Below are 16,289 nucleotides of genomic sequence, written 5' to 3'. Positions count from 1 at the left end.
CATGTTCACAGGACTGAGCGCCTTCCCCTTGACGCCGCTCACCAACGACTCCCTGGACGAACGGTCCTACGTTGGACTCATCGAACGCCTGCGTGATGCACGCGTGGACTCCATCACCGCACTGGGATCCACCGGCTCGTATGCCTACCTGACACATAAAGAACGACGCCGCGTGGCTCACCTCGCCGTTCGGCACGCCGGGAGCGTCCCTGTCTTCGTGGGTGTGGGGGCTCTCCGCACCTCGCACGTCCTGGCCAACGTCGAGGCTGCCGAAGAAGCGGGCGCCTCCGGGGTGTTGCTGGCGCCGATGACGTACCAACCGCTCACCGAGGATGACGTGTTCGAACTGTTTCACACCGTCACCTCCCACTCCTCCCTTCCGGTGATCGTCTACGACAACCCCGCCACCACCCACTTCACCTTTCACCCAGGGCTATACGGCCGCATTGCCCAATTGCCCGGGGTTGCCTCCATTAAGATTCCGGGCAGCCCGAACACCATGCACCTGGAGGAACGGGTGCGGGAGATCCGATCACTTGTGCCGGACCACGTGACCCTCGGCATTTCCGGCGATGCCAACGCTGCCGCCGGATTGAGCGCTGGATGCGACGCCTGGTATTCGGTGATCGGAGGAACCTTGCCCGGCATCGCCCAACGCATCACACATGCTGCCATCAACGGACGGCCCGGTGAAGCGGCCTCCGAGTCCGAGCGCCTTGCGCCCTTGTGGCAACTTTTTGCGGATTTTGGTGGAAGCCTGAGAGTTGTCGCCGCCATCGCGGAACAGCTGGGACTGGCCTCCACCAAGAGCCTGCCGCTACCCATCCAAGGCCTGGGCCCTGAGCAGCGGGCCCGCGTTGCCGGGGTCATCGAGGAGCTTGGCCTGGGAACCTAGCGCAAGAAATCCAGCGCAATAATCCTGATTCGGGAATCCTGCCAGGCCTAGATGGCGATGACCACCTTTCCGCGGGCCTTACCGGCATCGAGATACCGCATTGCGTCCGGGACCTCGGCCAGCGGATAAACGCGATCGATGGCCGGGGCAATGGTTCCCGATTCCAACAGTTCGGCAAGATATTCCAGGTCCGCTGCAGTTTGGGTGCCCACGACCATGGTGAGCCGCTGGCGAATGAACGGGGAAAGAGCCACAGCGCGGAATTGCCGGTCCAGGCTGCCGGTCCATGAGCCACCTTCCTCCCCACCGGTGATCACGGCCGTCCCCGTTGACGTGAGCGACCGGCGAAGACGGGAAACGGAAGGATTGCCTGCGATGTCGATAATGACGTCGTAGGACTCAGCGCCGTCAGCAAAGTCCTGCTTGGTGTAGTCGATCACCCGGTCTGCACCGAGGGCTCGAACCAGCTCCACTTTGGCCGTATTGGCCACACCCGTGACTTCAGCGCCAGCCGCTTTAGCAAACTGCACCGCATAGCTGCCCACACCGCCCGAGGCGCCGGTAATCAAGACTTTTTGCCCCTTCGGCATCCGCCCAGCCGCGGGATCGATGCCGCCGGCGCGCACAGCGATCAGTGCCGTGCACGCAGACACTGGCACTGCCGCTGCCTGCTCAAAGCTGATATTGGCGGGCTTGAGGGCGAGCTGCTTTTCGCGGGCAGCGGCGAACTCGGCAAAAGTTCCCTTCCCTGAGCCGAAGACGTGGTCACCCACCGCAAACCGGGTCACCTTCGCGCCCACGGCTTCCACGGTGCCAGCGAGGTCCAGCCCGGGAACAGGGTTTTTCGGAGCCCGGAAACCGTAGGCCAAGCGCAGCGCATACGGCAGGCCGGTTGTGACGTGCCACGTCCCCCGATCGAGCCCGGCAGCTCGCACCTTCACCAGTACTTCGTTGTCCGCGATGGCCGGGCGAGGGACCTGAGCCTCGTGCAGGACATCGGCGGAACCATAGGCTTCCTGGACGATGGCCCGCATAGTGGGACCGGGCAGGGACTGATCCCTGTGACGGCGCGATTCTTTGGCTTGCTGACCAGTGGTCATGGCCGGACCTTTCTAGTGTGGTGTTGTGCCTGACGAGTCTTTCGTACGCTGTACTAAATACGCTACCGTACACTGTACTAAACCGCTAGAGGGCAATATCGAACCGAGGGAGATCCCGTGACCACCGCAGCATCCCAGCGCCTGCCCCTCAGCAGGGAACGAGTCCTGGAGTGCGCGGTTGCACTCGCCGACGAGTCCGGACTGGCCGCGCTGACCATCCGTACGCTTGCCCAGAGCATGGGCACCAAGCCCATGTCCCTGTACTACTACGTAGCCAACAAAGACGAGATCCTGGACGGCATCGTGGACATGGTTTTCAGCGAAATCGAGCTGCCGGCACCGCAAGGGGACTGGCGCGAGGAAATGCAGCGAAGGGCCCGCGGAGTGCGCTCAGCACTCAGGCGCCACCCATGGGCAGTCGGGCTGCTCGAAAGCCGGTCCGCGCCGGGACCTGCCACGCTGCGGCACCATGAAGCAACGCTTGCAACGCTGAGGGAGGCCGGGTTCTCCGTCCAGCTGACAGCACACGCCTACGCCCTCTTGGATAGCTACATCTATGGCTTCGCCCTGCAGGAAGCAGCCCTTCCGTTCGAGGGGCGGGACACCGCGGCCGAGATCACCAACCCCATCATGGAGCGTTTCGCCACGGGTGAGTATCCGCGGATGGTGGAGATCGCCGTCGAGCATGTCCTCAAACCCGGCTACGACTTTGGCGACGAGTTCGAGTTCGGCCTGGACCTCATCCTTGACGGTCTCCACCGACTGAAAGCCGGCGAAGAGTAGAGGCCTTCCGGCTGGAGCTGCGAGTCTCATTGGAGGCACTCAGGCCGACGCGGTACGGTCAGGCATAGCCGACGCCGAGTGAGGGAGCTGAGTTCATGGCCAAGATCGAGGACTATGCGATCATCGGGGACCTGAACACGGCTGCCCTGGTGGGGCGCAGCGGTTCCATCGACTGGATGTGCCTGCCGCGCTTCGACTCCCCTGCTTGCTTCGCATCGCTGCTGCACACGTCTGAGGCCGGCCGCTGGCTGCTGGCGCCCGCCGGGACACCGGAGGGCGGCAACTGCACGCGGCGCCAATACCGTGAGGACACCCTCATCCTGGAAACGGAATGGGAAGTGGACGGCGGCTCGGTCCGGGTTATCGACTTCATGCCCGTCCGCGACGACGCCGTGGATCTGGTGCGGATCGTCGAAGGACTGTCCGGCGAGGTCACCATGCAGATGGAACTGGTCCTGCGCTTCGATTACGGCCGGGTGGTGCCGTGGGTCCGGCACGGCGAGCACGGCATCAGCGCGGTGGCCGGCCCCGATTCGGCCTACCTCACCACCCCCGCACCCTTGGTGGGCCGGGACAAACGCACCGTCAGCGAATTCACTGTCCGCGCCGGCGAGCGCGTTCCGTTCGTGCTGCGTTGGGCACCAAGCCACGAACGGGAGCCGCGCCGGATTAATCCGTTGCGGGCGCTGGAGGCGACGGAGGCGTTCTGGCTGGAATGGATCGGCCGCAGCGAAATGACCGGCAAATACAAGGAGCCGGTGGAGCGGTCCCTGATCACCCTCAAGGCGCTGACGTACGCACCCACAGGCGGCATCGTGGCTGCTGCGACAACGTCCCTGCCCGAGCAAATCGGCGGACCCCGCAACTGGGATTATCGATATTGCTGGTTGCGGGATGCCACTTTGACCCTGCAGTCGCTGCTCGCAGCGGGCTACACCGAGGAAGCTTCCGCTTGGCGCGACTGGCTGCTGCGCGCTATCGCCGGTGACCCGTCAGAACTCCAGATTGTGTACGGGCTCGACGGCGCCCGGAGACTCCCGGAAGCGGACATCCCCTGGTTGTCGGGTTACGAAGGTTCACTGCCCGTCCGCACCGGAAACGCCGCCGCTCCGCAGCTTCAATTGGATGTGTGGGGCGAAGTACTGGACGGGCTTTCGCTGACCCGGGCGGCCTCCCCTGATGGCAGCGTGGATAGCTCCTGGGATATCCAGGTCGCCTTGATGGAGTTCTTGGAAGGGGCTTGGGACCAGCCGGACAACGGGCTGTGGGAAATGCGCGGCCCGAGGCAGCACTTCACCCATTCCAAGGTGATGGCGTGGGTGGCTGCTGATCGAATGGTCAAAGCCGTTCGAACGTCAGGCTTGCCCGGCCCTGCCGATAGGTGGGCCGCCCTCCGCAGCGAGATCCATGCGGACGTCATGGCCAAGGGCTTCGACGAGAAACTCAACACCTTCGTCCAGTCCTACGGCAGCACGGAACTGGACGCGAGCCTCCTCCTGATTCCGCGCGTCGGCTTCCTGCCGCACCGGCATCCGCGGGTCGCAGGAACTGTGGACGCCATCCAGAGGGGACTCACTGACGACGGACTGGTCCTTCGGTATCGCACGCAGTCCGGACATGACGGACTTCCGGGCGACGAAGGCGTTTTCCTGGCGTGCTCGTTTTGGCTGGTGGATGCGCTGCTGGGAATCGGCCGCTCCGACGAGGCGACCGAGCTGTTTGAGCGGCTGCTCAGCCTCCGCAACGATGTGGGCCTACTCAGCGAGGAGTGGGATCCGCGGACGCAGCGGCACCTCGGCAACACTCCGCAAGCCTTCAGCCATTTCCCGCTGATTCACAGTGCCCTGCAGCTTCACCAGGGTGAAGCCCACAGCAGTGACACGCCGCTCCATAGACCCAAACATCCGGGCCGGGCCAGCGGCTCTACCCTTCGGAATGATCCTCGCCTTCGGTAGCTGATGGTTCGCCCTTGTGGCTCGCTTCCTCCAAGTGGAGGTCCAGCTTGCGTTCGGCTTCACGCCGACGCTGGCCGACGGTCCGCATCTGCTGTGTGTTCGGGTCACCCCGATCTTCTGACGCTGCGCCCAAGGGCGCGGCGGGCTGCACATTCTCTTGTTCGCCCATACAAACAATGGTCCCATCACCAGTTCGTCAGCGATAGCTCAGCGGACGTTGTGAGGCCCGCCCTGCGCACTCTTCCGAGTTTTTGGGGCGCAGAGCGGGCCTCACACCATGCAACTAGCGGCGCGTCTCGCCTGTACCGGTTCCTTCAGTTTCAATGCGTTCCTTGCGGACTTCCTCGTCCACCTGGACTTCATCAGTGACGGTGTCCTTTTCCAGGCGTACGCGCTCCACCGGAACGGTTTCCTTCTGCACCACGGGCCGCTCCTCATGGAGGGTGACCTCGTGTTCGCTCTCGGTCAACTCCGCCCCGGACATGGCGTCCCCGGCGTTCGCATCCGTGATGGGCTCGCGTTCCAGGCGGACCTCCTCGCGCTGCACCGGAACCGTGGTGGTGACGTTCTCCGTGGTGATGTATTTGCGCAGCCGCGCCCGGCCAGTGGCTTGCTTTTCCGTGCCCACGTTCAGCCGTTCTTCCGAACGGGTCATGGCATCATCGCCGCGGCTGGTGTCCGTAGCCCGGGTGTAGCTGGCGTCCGTATCCACGGCGTCCCTGTCCACCGTGTCCCTGGTGCCGGTTGTGCCTGCAGTCCCCACTGTTCCGGTGGTGGTGTCGGCGTAGTCATCGTGACCGCTGAAGCCACTCTCGCCCTCCAGTCCATAGTGGTTGTATAGGCGACTCTCCTCGCCCGGATCCAAGTGCCCGTCCTCGGCAACACGCGGTGCGTCCTTGATGTGGTCCTTGCTGAACGGGACCACCACATCGTCGCCTTCGACTGTGGCTTCTTGAAGCGGAATGAACGATTCCGAACTGCCGAAAAGACCTGTCTTGACGGTCACCCAGGTAGGTTCACCCGTGTCATCGTCGGTGTAAAACGTGCCGATGGAGCCCACCTTGTCACCTTCAGTGGTGCGGACGTTTCCGTTGAGGCCCATCAGACGGTCAATGTTTTCCCTCGCGAGCATGATGTCTCCTTGGAATGCGGTTCTCTTACTGTGGAGTGCCAAGCGGGCTGCATCACCGGGCGTGGTTTCCGGATGCCGGAGCGGGGAGCAAGTTTCAACCCGTCGACTTTAAGGAACACCAATACAGTAAGCATGCTTAGTGTTTGCTTGGCAAGCCCTAATTATGGAGAACGAGTGGCGCTTGCCACACTGCCCGCTGGCCCGTAGGCTCGAAGCGGAGAAATCAGTACTTGTGCCCAAAGGTATCCATTCTCCCTTCCCGCCAGGGTTCATCATGTCTGCTCAGCCAGAACACTTCCCCCTTCCAAGCCAAACCCCCGCGCCCGCTCCGCTCCACCTCCTCCAGCTCGGCAACCATTACCTCCACTGCGGAGTTCCCATGCATGCAGGCCTCGGGAAGCAACACGTTTTTATGGTCGAAACCACCGGCCAATCCATTGACCCTGAGCTGGAGGTCTACCTCAGCACCAGGGTTCTGCACTGCGACGAGTGCGGATTCCAGATGGAGATCCCCGACTAATCTCCACTTGGTCTGCGGAGCTTGGGTGGGCGGGCCGTCCCGGGTAGCGTGAGCCAAAGACAGGTTGCGCCCCGCCGCGAGCGGACGATTTCCAAGGAGCTGGCCCATGAGCAGATCCCACCGAGCGTCACAGCATGAACCGGACACCGCCGTCGAACTCAATCCCCTGTTCAGCAGGCCCGGAGAATCCACCATCTTTCCCCGTTTCACCCTGCCGGACGGTGAATCCTTACCGGCCACGGCCTACCAGGTTGTGCACGATGAAGCGATGCTGGACGGCAACTCGCGGCTGAACCTGGCCACTTTCGTTGGAACGTGGATGGAGACGGAAGCCTCCAAGCTCTACGCCGAGACGTTCGACAAGAACATGATCGACAAGGACGAGTACCCCCAAACGGCTCTGATCGAAACCCGTTGCTGGCGGATGCTCGCGGATCTGTGGAACGCTCCGGATCCCGAGAAGAGCATCGGCACCTCCACCATCGGATCGTCGGAGGCCTGCATGCTGGGTGGCTTAGCCTTGAAGCGACGGTGGCAACACGCAAGGCGCGCAGCGGGCAAGTCCACGGAGAAACCCAATCTCATCCTCAGCTCCGCCGTTCAAGTGTGCTGGGAGAAGTTCTGCAATTACTGGGATGTGGAGCCCCGTTTTGTCCCGGTCTCAGCCGAGCACCCCACGCTGGATGGCCATGACCTGGACCAGTACGTGGACGAAAACACCATCGGCGTGGTCGCCATCCTGGGTGTCACCTACACCGGGAAGTATGAGCCTGTGGAACTCATCTCGGACGCGTTGGACGAGATCCAGGCCCGCCATGGACTGGACATTCCCATCCACGTGGACGGGGCTTCCGGAGCCATGGTGGCACCGTTCCTGCAACCTGAAACGGTGTGGGATTTCCGGCTCCCCCGCGTCGCATCGATCAACACCTCCGGCCACAAATATGGGCTGGTGTATCCCGGACTGGGCTGGGTGGTGTGGCGGGACGCGGCGGCGCTCCCCGAGGACCTGATCTTCCACGTCAGCTACCTCGGCGGGGACATGCCCACGTTTGCGCTGAACTTTTCACGGCCCGGCGCCCAAGTGCTGCTGCAGTATTACCTCTTCCTGCGCCTTGGCTTTGCCGGGTACAGGTCCGTCCAAGCGACGTCACGGGATGTGGCCCTTTACCTCTCCAGCGAAATCGGTGCCATGGACGCGTTCACCCTGTGGAGCGACGGCTCGGACATTCCGGTATTCGCGTGGCAACTCAGCGACGGCCACACGGAACACTGGAACCTGCACCATCTCTCGGAACGGCTCAGAATGAACGGCTGGCTGGTTCCCGCGTACCCCCTCCCTGACGGGTTGAGTGACGTCACGGTCCAGAGGATCGTGGTCCGCAACGGTTTCACCCGCGACCTCGCCTCCAGTTTCCTGGCTGACCTCAAGAAGGAAGTGGACTACCTCGACAGTCTCACGGCGCCGATGCCCACCGACAAGCAGGCAGAGGGCTTTCACCACTAAGCACTGGAAGGGAAGTTGGATATGTGCCGTCTCTTCGGGCTCCACGCCGGTCCCCGGCCGGTGCGGGCCACCTTCTGGTTGTTGGACGCCCCGGACAGCCTTTCCGCGCAAAGCCGGCGGGAGCCCGACGGCGCCGGCATAGGCACGTTCGATTCTGCCGGCAAGGCGCACGTGGCCAAACAGCCTTTGGCCGCATGGGAGGACCACGCTTTCGCCCGTGAAGCGAGGGACTTGAAGAGCACAACGTTCCTGGCCCACGTGCGGTATGCCAGCACAGGCGCGCTCACCATGGTCAACACGCACCCGTTCGAGCAGGACGGGCGGCTGTTTGCGCACAACGGCGTTCTTCACGGCCTGGACCAACTCGACCAGCGACTCAACGAGCTCGGCGTGATGGACCTGGTGTTGGGTCAGTCGGACAGCGAACGCCTTTTCGCGCTTATCACGGCGGAAACGAGGCGGGCCGACGGGGACGTGGGGGCAGGCATCGCGGCGGCCATCAATTGGGTTGCCAGGGATCTACCCGTTTTCAGCCTCAACTTCATCCTCACCACCGCAACCGACATGTGGGCGCTGAGGTACCCGGCCACCCACCCCTTGTATGTGCTGGAAAGGGATCCAACTGCGGCACCTGATCCGTCCGCTCCGCTGGATGCTCGGAGCAAGCGAATCCGTTCGAAGAGCACCGAGCTCTCCCGTTCTCCGCATGTCCTCTTCGCCACCGAACCCATGGACCCGAACCCCGGCTGGCGGCCCATGGAATCCGGCGAGCTGGTTCACGTGGGCCCGGATCTCGCCGTTACCTCCACTGCGCCCTTCCCGGATGCTCCTGCGCGTCTGCTCACGCTCGCCGATCTTGAACCGACCGCGGCGGCGTCGCAACAGCCTTGACCGCCACTTCTGCAGTCCGTTCCCAACGCGACAAACGCACGACGGCGACCTTCCGCCGTCGTGCGTTTGTCGCCTTTGCGCGGCGTCAGGCGGAAGCCGGCTTCCTGAGGAACACCGCAACGGCCACGGCAGCCGCGACGCACATGGCCGCATTCACCCCCACCGCCACCGTGACGCCGCTGAGCACGGCGGAAGCGTCCGATGCGCCGATAGCCACCAGCTGGGCGGTGAATACCGCGCTCATCACCGGAATGCCCATGGTGATGCCGATCTGCTGGCTCATGGTGGCCAGACCCGTGGCCATTCCTTGATCAGAGTCGGGCAGCCCGGACGTGGCGGTCACCATAAAGCCGACGATGACCACCAGGTTGGCGACACCCCCAATGAATGTCGCCACCAGCAACAGCCCTAAGGAGGCCGGATCTGAGCTCAGCCACACCAACGCTCCGGTAGCCACTGCCTGAACCACGAACCCATACACGATTGCCCTCTTGCTGCCCACCCTCGCGATCACTCTTGGCCCCAGCACGCCGCCGAGGACGGTGCCCAGGCCCAGGACGGCAAAGGAAAGACCCGCCGCGAGCGGCGTATAGCCGAGGACCTGTTGCAGGTACAGGGTCAGCAGGAACACCAGCGACGTCTCGGTGACGAACGCCAGAACCCCGGCGATGTTGCCCCACGCCACGCTTGGACGCTTGAGGATGCCGAGGGGCACCAGCGGGTGCGGGGCACGGCTTTCAACCCTGGCAAACACGGCAAAGAGAACGACGGCGGCCGCAAGCGCACCTAGCGTCAGAGGCTCGGTCCATGAGTGTTCGGCGGCATGGGTGAGGCCGAACACCAGGGTGAGCAAGCCCAGCGTGACCGTGATGGCGCCGGGAACGTCGAGCCGGACCTTGGACGATGGTCGGCTTTCGGCGAGTACAACGGGTGCGATGAGGAGAACTGCTACCGCAACGGGAACATTGATGAAGAACGCCCACCGCCAGCTCAGGAGCTCGGTCAGCAGCCCACCAAGGATTGCCCCCGTGGTGAATCCGGCAGCCATCAGGGAGCCGTTGAGCCCGAGTGCCCTGTCCCGAAGAGGGCCCTCCGGGAACGAAACCAGCAACAGCGACAACGCAGCCGGTACCACCATGGCTGTCGCGATGCCTTGGCCAACCCTTGCCAGCAGCAGCCACGCCGGTTCAGTGGCGAGGCCACCAGCCAGGGAAGCTACCCCGAGCAGTGCCATGCCGATCAGGAACATCCTCCGGCGTCCCGCCAGGTCCGCTACGCGCCCGAAAAGCAACGTGAGGCCGGCTGCGCACAGGGCAAAAGCCGTTGCCACCCATTGGAGGTTTTCCAGCGAGAAGCCCACGTCTGAGCCGATGGCAGGCAGGGCGACGTTGAGGATGGAGAAATCGACTGCCAGCGTGAAACTCGCAGCCAGGAGGACAATGAGCGCCAGCCGCTGCCTGGTGGTCATGCCTTGTTTGGCTACGCCTGTTACTGGCTCGACGTGGGGATGACTGATTTTGTTGGATGTTGGCATGCCCCCAGCATGGCCGTGTTCGTGTTTGGCAACCACACCCCGTTGTGGGTACCACTGGCAGTGACAGGACAATGCCGGCCAGCACATGAACAATGGGGGCATGGGTACACACAGTGAACTTGGGGAGTTCCTTCGCGTCCGCAGGGCAGCCTTGCAGCCAGATGACGTCGGCGTTCTGAATTACGGCATCCGGCGCGTCCCTGGCCTGCGACGGGAGGAACTGGCCATGCTCGCCGGAGTCAGCACCACGTACTACACACGGTTGGAGCAGGGCCTCAGCACTAATGCTTCAGAAGCCGTGATCGGTGCGATCGCCCGTGCCCTGAACCTTGACGAGGCCGAGCGCGCGCACCTCTTCAACTTGGCGCGCCCCGGAAAGGCGAAGCGGCGCATGCCGTTCAAACCGGACAAAGTGCGGCCCGGGACCCTGCGACTGATCCAGTCCATGTCCGGTACCCCGGCCGTTGTATTGGGTCGCCGAAGTGAAGTGCTGGCGTGGAATGCCCTGGGGCACCGGCTCGTCGCCGGCCACCTGGAATACGCCGCCCCGGAGACCCCGTCCTCGCGTCCCAACATGACCCGGCTGTTGTTCCTCGACCCCCACACACGGGAGCTGTACACGCGCTGGCCAGAGGAGGCCAGCCGTGCAGTAGCGTCGTTGCGCCTGGTGGCAGGAAAGTCCGCCGATGATCAGGAACTGGCTGCCCTGGTTGGTGAGCTCACTTTGAAGAGCCAGGAGTTTGCGAAGCTCTGGGCCAAGCATCCAGTGGAGAACTGCATGTCCGGAGTGAAATACATGCAGCATCCGGAAGTGGGTCATCTGGAGCTGAACTTCGAGGTACTTACGCCGCCGGATGAGTCCGGGCACCGGGTCCTCCTCTATGCCGCAGACCCGGGATCTCCGGGAGCGGCGGCCCTGCAGCTTCTCCAAGGTGCGGGTGATTTCGAAGGCGCGCTGAGCAGCGCGGCTGAAATCGACCGCTGAGAAAAATAGTAAGCCTCCTTGCTTTCTCGCTGATGAGGATGTTTTGCTTGACTATGAAAGGCCAAAGCCCAGGCATCCGGACAAGGAGCTGACATGGCAGACAGAAACATCGCAGGGTCAAGCACACCCAGGGGCCGCAGGAACGACGTGGTCGCTGCCGAGAAAGAACGCTTTGGCGGCATCAAATGGGGCTCGGCCTTCTTTGGCTGGCTGACGGCAATCGGGATGACTGTCCTGCTGAGCGCCTTAGCCACCGCGATCGGCGTCGGCGTGGGGGCAGCGAATTCTTCCACCGCCGAACAAGCAGCGGAACAGGCGCAACAGAACGCAGAAACCCTGGGCATCGTCAGCGGCATCGTCCTGGCAATCGTCTTATTCCTGGCGTACTACTGCGGTGGTTACGTGGCCGGACGCATGGCCCGTTTCGACGGAGCGAAGCAAGGGCTCGCGGTGTGGCTATGGGGCATCATCGTCGCCATCATCGTAGCGATCCTCGCGACTGTGGCCGGGAGCCAGTTCAACATCCTCAGCGATCTCAATGGCGCGCCCCAGATCCCCGTCGACGGAAGTCTCATGACCGCCAGTGGCATCATTGGCCTCGCCATCGCGTTCATCGTGCCCCTCATCGGCGCCATTCTAGGCGGCAAGGCCGGAATGCGCTTCCACCGGAAGGTGGACCAAGCGGGGATCGACCATCAAACGGGAGTCACCGGTTAGGCCACGAGCGGTCAGGGGCGTTTGAAACCAGGCTTCGAGCTACGTTCTTCGATGGATTCAAGCTCCTGGAACAGCGTGATTTGGAGCCCGCCGGGTGCTTCGAGCCTCGAATTCAACGACTTCCACGGGGTTTCCCTGGGTTCAGCAATCAAGGTGCCTCCTGCTTCGACCAAGTCTCTAGTGGCCGCGGCGGAATCATCCACTTCGAAGGCGATTCGAATCTTGGCACTGGGCTGTCCGTCGGCCTCAACCTGGTCGATCAGCCGCACCTGCGCGGGGTTGGAAATCTCCAGCGTGGCTCGGCCGGCTTCCAAGATGGTGACGCGGGCGTCCCCTTCCCCTTCAAAAGCAGCCTGCTCCGACAGGCCCAGGGTGTCGCGGAAAAACATCAATGCAGCCTCGTAATCCTCAGCCTCCACGACGAGGCGCAACTGCCGGACCGGTGACTTTGGGCTTGGTTCACTTGTCATGTCTGTACCGTAGGACCTGACACCAACGTGAGGGGCAAATACTTATGCGTATCGGCGAACTCGCTGCAGCGACCGGGGCTAGCGTGCGTTCACTTCGCTACTACGAAGATCAAGGCCTTCTCAGTCCGTTGCGCTCACAATCCGGGCAGCGGACCTACAGCCACGACGCTGTTCAGCGCGTCGGGTTAATACAGCGTCTCTTCGACGCCGGACTCTGCAGCAAAGCAATGACTGAACTCCTGCCCTGCATCACTGATCCTGGAAAGCGGACATCGGAATTGCAGGCCCGCCTCCTGCGCGAACGGGCAAGACTCAGCAACAACATCGCTGTGATCGAGCGCCACCGCGCGTCCTTGGACCATCTGATCGACGAACTGCGCACTTTATCCACATAGCGGCGATGAGGGCTGATGCCTGATGGACCCAAATGACATTGTTGATTTATGGAAGGCATTGGGCAGACATTGGCGCGGCGGGCGGATTCGTCCGGTGCCGACGGGCTGCCGGGACGCATCCCCCTAAGAACGACAGCGGTGCCCGGTGAGATCGCAATCGGTCATAAGCGTTCGACGGCGGTAGCCTCCACTGCGGGCAACCCACTCAGCGCTGAGCTGCTTCACGGCTTGGAGTCGATCGCCAACTCCTCGGAGTTCCAGCGGGACCGCAGGGTTGGCTCAAAACAAGGTTCGCCAACGAAATCAATTACATCGAGTGAGGACTTAGAACCACGCAGCGGCTGCACCGGCACCGTCCCGGGGCTGACTCAGGCGCTCGGCCAGGGGGCTGCCCTGTTGGAATCGATGCGCTCGACCGCTGCCGCGGAGGCCCGGCTGTTTGGGTTTGTTGAGGCCGCGGATTTTGCCGGCAGGGTCGAGGAGATCTCGCGATCCGTGGAGTATTTGCAGGTGGTTGCGGCGCACGCCGTGGAACGAACCCGGACGGAAGCACAGCATGCGCAGCCGGGGGTGTCGGCGGCAGCGCCGGAATGGCGGACAGGCTGGACTGAACCGGCGGGGCCTTCGACGGTTCCCGCAACTTCAGCCTCGGCGGATACCGTCCCGGCGCGAGCAGCAACTCATCCCAGTACGGCCGTCGCGGGTGCGGGCAATGCGACGGCGACGGCATCCGCCAATCCCTTGGATGATGGGTATCGGAACGCGGCGGAATTCTTGCGGGCACGGTTGCGGATCGGTATCGGCGAGGCCCGGCGCCGGCTTGCCCTCGCCGCCGAGGTCCTCCCCCAGGTCGGAGTGACCGGGCAGGACGTCCCGGCCCGGCGGGAAATCCTCGCCGACGCCATCGGATCGGCTTTGGTGCCCTCCCGGTCCGCGACGATCATCAGTACCGCCCTGGACAAGGTCCGGCACCTCGCAGAACCCGGGACCATCACCGACATGGAACACGCCCTCACCACCACCGCCATCGAAACCGACCCCGACTTCGTCACCAAAATGGCCCGACGCTGGACCGACCTCATCGATCAGGACGGCCCCGAACCCACTGAAGAAGCACTCCGGCAACTCCAAGGCGCGTTCCTCCGCCGCCGACGCCGCCACGGACTCCACCACCTCGAAATCTTCGCCACCGCCGAACAATACGAAACCCTCACCACCGCCATGAACGCCGCCACCAACCCCCGACTCACCACCACAGCCGAGGGCGGCCCGGACGACGAACCTGGCACGGGAGCCCCGGCCGGAGCAGCCACAGACGGAACAGACCCCGACGGATCAGGCGCCGACGGCCGAGCGGCGCATGGAACAGGACCTGGATTAGCCGGCCCCGACTTGGACCGGCGCTCGAGGGCCCAGAAACTCCTCGACGGCCTCGTCGGTGCGTGCAGCGTCGCGATGAGCACCGGGAAACTCCCGTCGAACGGCGGCCTCCGACCCCAAGTCACCGTCACCATCGACCGCCGCGACCTCTTCGACCAACTCCAACTCAGCCCCACCCAGCCCGGCTCCGGGAACCGGCTCAGCACCGGGACCGCCACATTCCTGGGCCCGATCCACCCGAACACCATCCGCAAAATCGCCTGCGACGCCGACATCCTCCCCGTCCTGCTCGGCAGCGACTCCCAAATCCTGGACATCGGCCGCACCACCCGGATCTTCCCACCCCACATCCGCAAAGCCATCACCGCCCGCGACCAAGGCTGCGCCTTCCCCGACTGCACCATGCCCGCACCCTGGTGCGAAGCCCACCACACCACCTACTGGTCCCACGGCGGCACCACAGGCACAAACAACGGCACCCTGCTCTGCAGCCACCACCACCACCTCATCCACAAGGAGCAATGGCGCATCGACATGACAACAGGCATCCCCTGGTTCATCCCCCCACTCCACATCGACCCCCACCAAACACCCCGACGCAACCACCACCACACACCCCACAAGACATGAGCGAAAGGTGGGAAGAGCTGGAAGCGGATTGCTGTTTCGGCGATTCAGCCACTCACTGATACAGCGAGCCACCAAACCAACAGCCAGTGAGTCACCGGGTGCTGCTAGTGCAGCACCCGGCCTGCCTCCACCAGGATTACCGGGAGGTCGGCCAACCTGTGTACGACTCCGCCAGGTATGCCTTGGCGTGCTCGGACGTCACAACGGAGTGCAGCTCACCAAGCTGGCGGGCGCGGTCGAAGTCGTCGGCGCCGGGCACGGTGTGCAGCATGGACGTCATCCAGTACGAGAAATGTTGGGCTTTCCAGACACGGTCCAAGGCGCGGTCGCTGTAGGAATCGAGCAACGCAGTGGAGCCGCTTGAGTAGAACGAATCCAAGCCTTCGAACAGCACCTTGACATCGTGTATCGCCAAATTGAGGCCCTTGGCGCCAGTGGGTGGGACGGTGTGCGCGGCGTCGCCGGCGAGGAAGAGGTTGCCGTGTCGCATGGGGGTGTGGACGAAGCTGCGGAACGGCAGGACCATCTTTTCCAGGACCGGCCCTTCTTTGAGCTCAAACCCGTTGCCGTTGACTCGCTTGCGGAACTCGGTCCAGATGCGCTCGTCGTCCCAGTCGGCCACGTTCTCCTTGGGGTCGCACTGGAAGTACATGCGTTGAACGGTTTCGGTGCGCTGGCTGATCAGGGCGAAACCGTTCTCGGAGTTGGCGTAGATGAGTTCGTCGGCGCTGCGCGGGGCCTCGGCCAGGATTCCGAACCATGCGAACGGGTACTCGTGGAAGTACCATTTGCGGTTGGCTTCGGGGATCTGGAAGCGGCAGTGGCTGCGCGACCCGTCGGCACCCACCAGGAAATCGGCTTGGATTTCGAACTCCTGGCCCTCGGCATCGGTGAACCAAACTTTCGGCTTGCCTTCGAGGTCGTGCACAGTGGTGTCCGTAACGCTGTAACGGACGTCGCCGCCGTCGGCCTCCCGCTTGGCGGCGAGGTCCATGAAAACGTCCGTCTGCGGGTACAGCCACACGGATTCGCCTACGAGTTCCTTGAAGTTGATGCGGTGGCTTTCGCCGTTGAATCGCAGTTCGATTCCGTCGTGTCGGTCGCCTTCGCGCAGCACCCGGTCCGAGACGCCGGAATCAACCAGCAGGTTCACAGTGCCATGCTCGAGGATTCCGGCGCGGACCGTTTCCTGGATATCCTTGCGACTACGGATCTCCACCACCACCGATTCGATGCCCTGCTGAGCCAGCAAGTGGGAGAGCATCAACCCGGCGGGGCCAGCGCCCATGATGGCGACTTGAGTGGTGATAGCTGTGCGTGCCATGGTTTTCCTCGCTTCGTTGCGTATCCCGGCTTGCTCGGAAGCGGGGATGAGTCTGGAATTAGTGTGGCCCG

At 63.3% G+C, this 16,289-nt stretch carries 16 protein-coding genes; 10 read left to right on the top strand and 6 right to left on the bottom strand.

What is annotated here, in order from left to right:
- The first annotated feature begins 1 nt into the window (after position 1).
- Positions 2-895 (top strand): dihydrodipicolinate synthase family protein, encoded by an 894-nt coding sequence (locus J3A64_RS19490; RefSeq protein WP_210065461.1) that lies wholly within the window; start codon positions 2-4, stop codon positions 893-895.
- A 47-nt stretch (positions 896-942) separates the two neighbouring features.
- On the opposite strand, the gene J3A64_RS19485 is transcribed toward J3A64_RS19490, so the two are convergent.
- Positions 943-1,995, bottom strand: coding sequence for an NAD(P)-dependent alcohol dehydrogenase (locus J3A64_RS19485; protein WP_210065459.1), 1,053 nt, complete (start codon positions 1,993-1,995; stop codon positions 943-945).
- Between the two features lie 117 nt (positions 1,996-2,112).
- On the opposite strand from J3A64_RS19485, the gene J3A64_RS19480 reads away from it, so the two are divergent.
- Positions 2,113-2,778, top strand: a complete 666-nt coding sequence (locus tag J3A64_RS19480; protein WP_014923168.1) for a TetR/AcrR family transcriptional regulator — start codon at positions 2,113-2,115, stop codon at positions 2,776-2,778.
- A 95-nt stretch (positions 2,779-2,873) separates the two neighbouring features.
- Complete coding sequence (locus tag J3A64_RS19475) at positions 2,874-4,733, top strand: glycoside hydrolase family 15 protein (RefSeq protein ID WP_210065457.1); 1,860 nt, start codon at positions 2,874-2,876, stop codon at positions 4,731-4,733.
- Here the strand turns inward: J3A64_RS19475 and J3A64_RS19470 are convergent.
- Positions 4,702-4,902: a hypothetical protein gene (locus tag J3A64_RS19470; RefSeq protein WP_014923170.1), complete on the bottom strand. Its 201-nt coding sequence runs from the start codon at positions 4,900-4,902 to the stop codon at positions 4,702-4,704. The two genes, J3A64_RS19475 and J3A64_RS19470, sit on opposite strands and share 32 nt — an antisense overlap.
- Positions 4,903-5,016: 114 nt before the next feature.
- Complete coding sequence (locus J3A64_RS19465; protein ID WP_210065455.1) at positions 5,017-5,865, bottom strand: PRC and DUF2382 domain-containing protein; 849 nt, start codon at positions 5,863-5,865, stop codon at positions 5,017-5,019.
- A gap of 274 nt (positions 5,866-6,139) precedes the next feature.
- Here J3A64_RS19465 and J3A64_RS19460 point away from each other — a divergent pair, with 274 nt between their 5' ends.
- The 3 genes from J3A64_RS19460 to J3A64_RS19450 all read left to right on the top strand — a co-directional run bounded on the left by J3A64_RS19460 (position 6,140) and on the right by J3A64_RS19450 (position 8,783).
- Positions 6,140-6,385, top strand: coding sequence for a hypothetical protein (locus J3A64_RS19460; protein WP_143711672.1), 246 nt, complete (start codon positions 6,140-6,142; stop codon positions 6,383-6,385).
- Positions 6,386-6,491: 106 nt separating this feature from the next.
- Positions 6,492-7,892: a glutamate decarboxylase gene (locus J3A64_RS19455; protein WP_011776568.1), complete on the top strand. Its 1,401-nt coding sequence runs from the start codon at positions 6,492-6,494 to the stop codon at positions 7,890-7,892.
- Positions 7,893-7,913: 21 nt separating this feature from the next.
- Positions 7,914-8,783: a class II glutamine amidotransferase gene (locus J3A64_RS19450; protein WP_210065453.1), complete on the top strand. Its 870-nt coding sequence runs from the start codon at positions 7,914-7,916 to the stop codon at positions 8,781-8,783.
- Between the two features lie 85 nt (positions 8,784-8,868).
- Here the strand turns inward: J3A64_RS19450 and J3A64_RS19445 are convergent, their stop codons facing one another.
- On the bottom strand, positions 8,869-10,251 hold the full coding sequence (locus tag J3A64_RS19445; RefSeq protein WP_210066254.1) for an MFS transporter: 1,383 nt from the start codon (positions 10,249-10,251) through the stop codon (positions 8,869-8,871).
- 166 nt (positions 10,252-10,417) lie between these two features.
- Here J3A64_RS19445 and J3A64_RS19440 point away from each other — a divergent pair, with 166 nt between their 5' ends.
- A complete protein-coding gene (locus tag J3A64_RS19440) occupies positions 10,418-11,302 on the top strand; it encodes a helix-turn-helix transcriptional regulator (protein ID WP_210065451.1) in 885 nt (294 codons plus the stop codon).
- A gap of 93 nt (positions 11,303-11,395) precedes the next feature.
- Positions 11,396-12,019 carry a hypothetical protein gene (locus J3A64_RS19435; protein ID WP_210065449.1) on the top strand — a complete coding sequence of 208 codons (624 nt, stop codon included), beginning with the start codon at positions 11,396-11,398 and terminating at the stop codon, positions 12,017-12,019.
- Positions 12,020-12,030: 11 nt separating this feature from the next.
- Here J3A64_RS19435 and J3A64_RS19430 read toward each other — a convergent pair whose 3' ends face one another.
- Entirely contained in the window at positions 12,031-12,489 is a 459-nt protein-coding gene (locus J3A64_RS19430; protein WP_011776573.1) for a VOC family protein, read from the bottom strand.
- Between the two features lie 44 nt (positions 12,490-12,533).
- Between J3A64_RS19430 and J3A64_RS19425 the strand changes: the two genes are divergently transcribed.
- Positions 12,534-12,884, top strand: coding sequence for a MerR family transcriptional regulator (locus tag J3A64_RS19425; RefSeq protein ID WP_011776574.1), 351 nt, complete (start codon positions 12,534-12,536; stop codon positions 12,882-12,884).
- Positions 12,885-12,932: 48 nt separating this feature from the next.
- Positions 12,933-14,894, top strand: a complete 1,962-nt coding sequence (locus J3A64_RS19420) for an HNH endonuclease signature motif containing protein (protein WP_210065447.1) — start codon at positions 12,933-12,935, stop codon at positions 14,892-14,894.
- A gap of 136 nt (positions 14,895-15,030) precedes the next feature.
- On the opposite strand, the gene J3A64_RS19415 is transcribed toward J3A64_RS19420, so the two are convergent.
- Entirely contained in the window at positions 15,031-16,218 is a 1,188-nt protein-coding gene (locus tag J3A64_RS19415) for a 4-hydroxybenzoate 3-monooxygenase (protein WP_011776576.1), read from the bottom strand.
- Positions 16,219-16,289: the final 71 nt, after the last annotated feature.

The sequence above is a fragment of the Pseudarthrobacter sp. PvP004 genome, assembly GCF_017876035.1.
GTDB lineage: Bacteria > Actinomycetota > Actinomycetes > Actinomycetales > Micrococcaceae > Arthrobacter > Arthrobacter aurescens_A.
This window is presented reverse-complemented; position numbering and strand designations above follow the sequence as displayed.

Bases quoted from the DNA above. Each gene is read 5' to 3' on its own strand.
- J3A64_RS19475 (WP_210065457.1), top strand. From the start codon at position 2,874: ATGGCCAAGATCGAGGACTATGCGATCATCGGGGACCTGAACACGGCT.
- J3A64_RS19440 (WP_210065451.1), top strand. From the start codon at position 10,418: ATGGGTACACACAGTGAACTTGGGGAGTTCCTTCGCGTCCGCAGGGCA.
- J3A64_RS19490 (WP_210065461.1), top strand. From the start codon at position 2: ATGTTCACAGGACTGAGCGCCTTCCCCTTGACGCCGCTCACCAACGAC.
- J3A64_RS19465 (WP_210065455.1), bottom strand. From the start codon at position 5,865: ATGCTCGCGAGGGAAAACATTGACCGTCTGATGGGCCTCAACGGAAAC.
- J3A64_RS19455 (WP_011776568.1), top strand. From the start codon at position 6,492: ATGAGCAGATCCCACCGAGCGTCACAGCATGAACCGGACACCGCCGTC.
- J3A64_RS19420 (WP_210065447.1), top strand. From the start codon at position 12,933: ATGGAAGGCATTGGGCAGACATTGGCGCGGCGGGCGGATTCGTCCGGT.
- J3A64_RS19430 (WP_011776573.1), bottom strand. From the start codon at position 12,489: ATGACAAGTGAACCAAGCCCAAAGTCACCGGTCCGGCAGTTGCGCCTC.
- J3A64_RS19445 (WP_210066254.1), bottom strand. From the start codon at position 10,251: ATGACCACCAGGCAGCGGCTGGCGCTCATTGTCCTCCTGGCTGCGAGT.
- J3A64_RS19425 (WP_011776574.1), top strand. From the start codon at position 12,534: ATGCGTATCGGCGAACTCGCTGCAGCGACCGGGGCTAGCGTGCGTTCA.
- J3A64_RS19450 (WP_210065453.1), top strand. From the start codon at position 7,914: ATGTGCCGTCTCTTCGGGCTCCACGCCGGTCCCCGGCCGGTGCGGGCC.
- J3A64_RS19460 (WP_143711672.1), top strand. From the start codon at position 6,140: ATGTCTGCTCAGCCAGAACACTTCCCCCTTCCAAGCCAAACCCCCGCG.
- J3A64_RS19485 (WP_210065459.1), bottom strand. From the start codon at position 1,995: ATGACCACTGGTCAGCAAGCCAAAGAATCGCGCCGTCACAGGGATCAG.
- J3A64_RS19470 (WP_014923170.1), bottom strand. From the start codon at position 4,902: ATGGGCGAACAAGAGAATGTGCAGCCCGCCGCGCCCTTGGGCGCAGCG.
- J3A64_RS19415 (WP_011776576.1), bottom strand. From the start codon at position 16,218: ATGGCACGCACAGCTATCACCACTCAAGTCGCCATCATGGGCGCTGGC.
- J3A64_RS19435 (WP_210065449.1), top strand. From the start codon at position 11,396: ATGGCAGACAGAAACATCGCAGGGTCAAGCACACCCAGGGGCCGCAGG.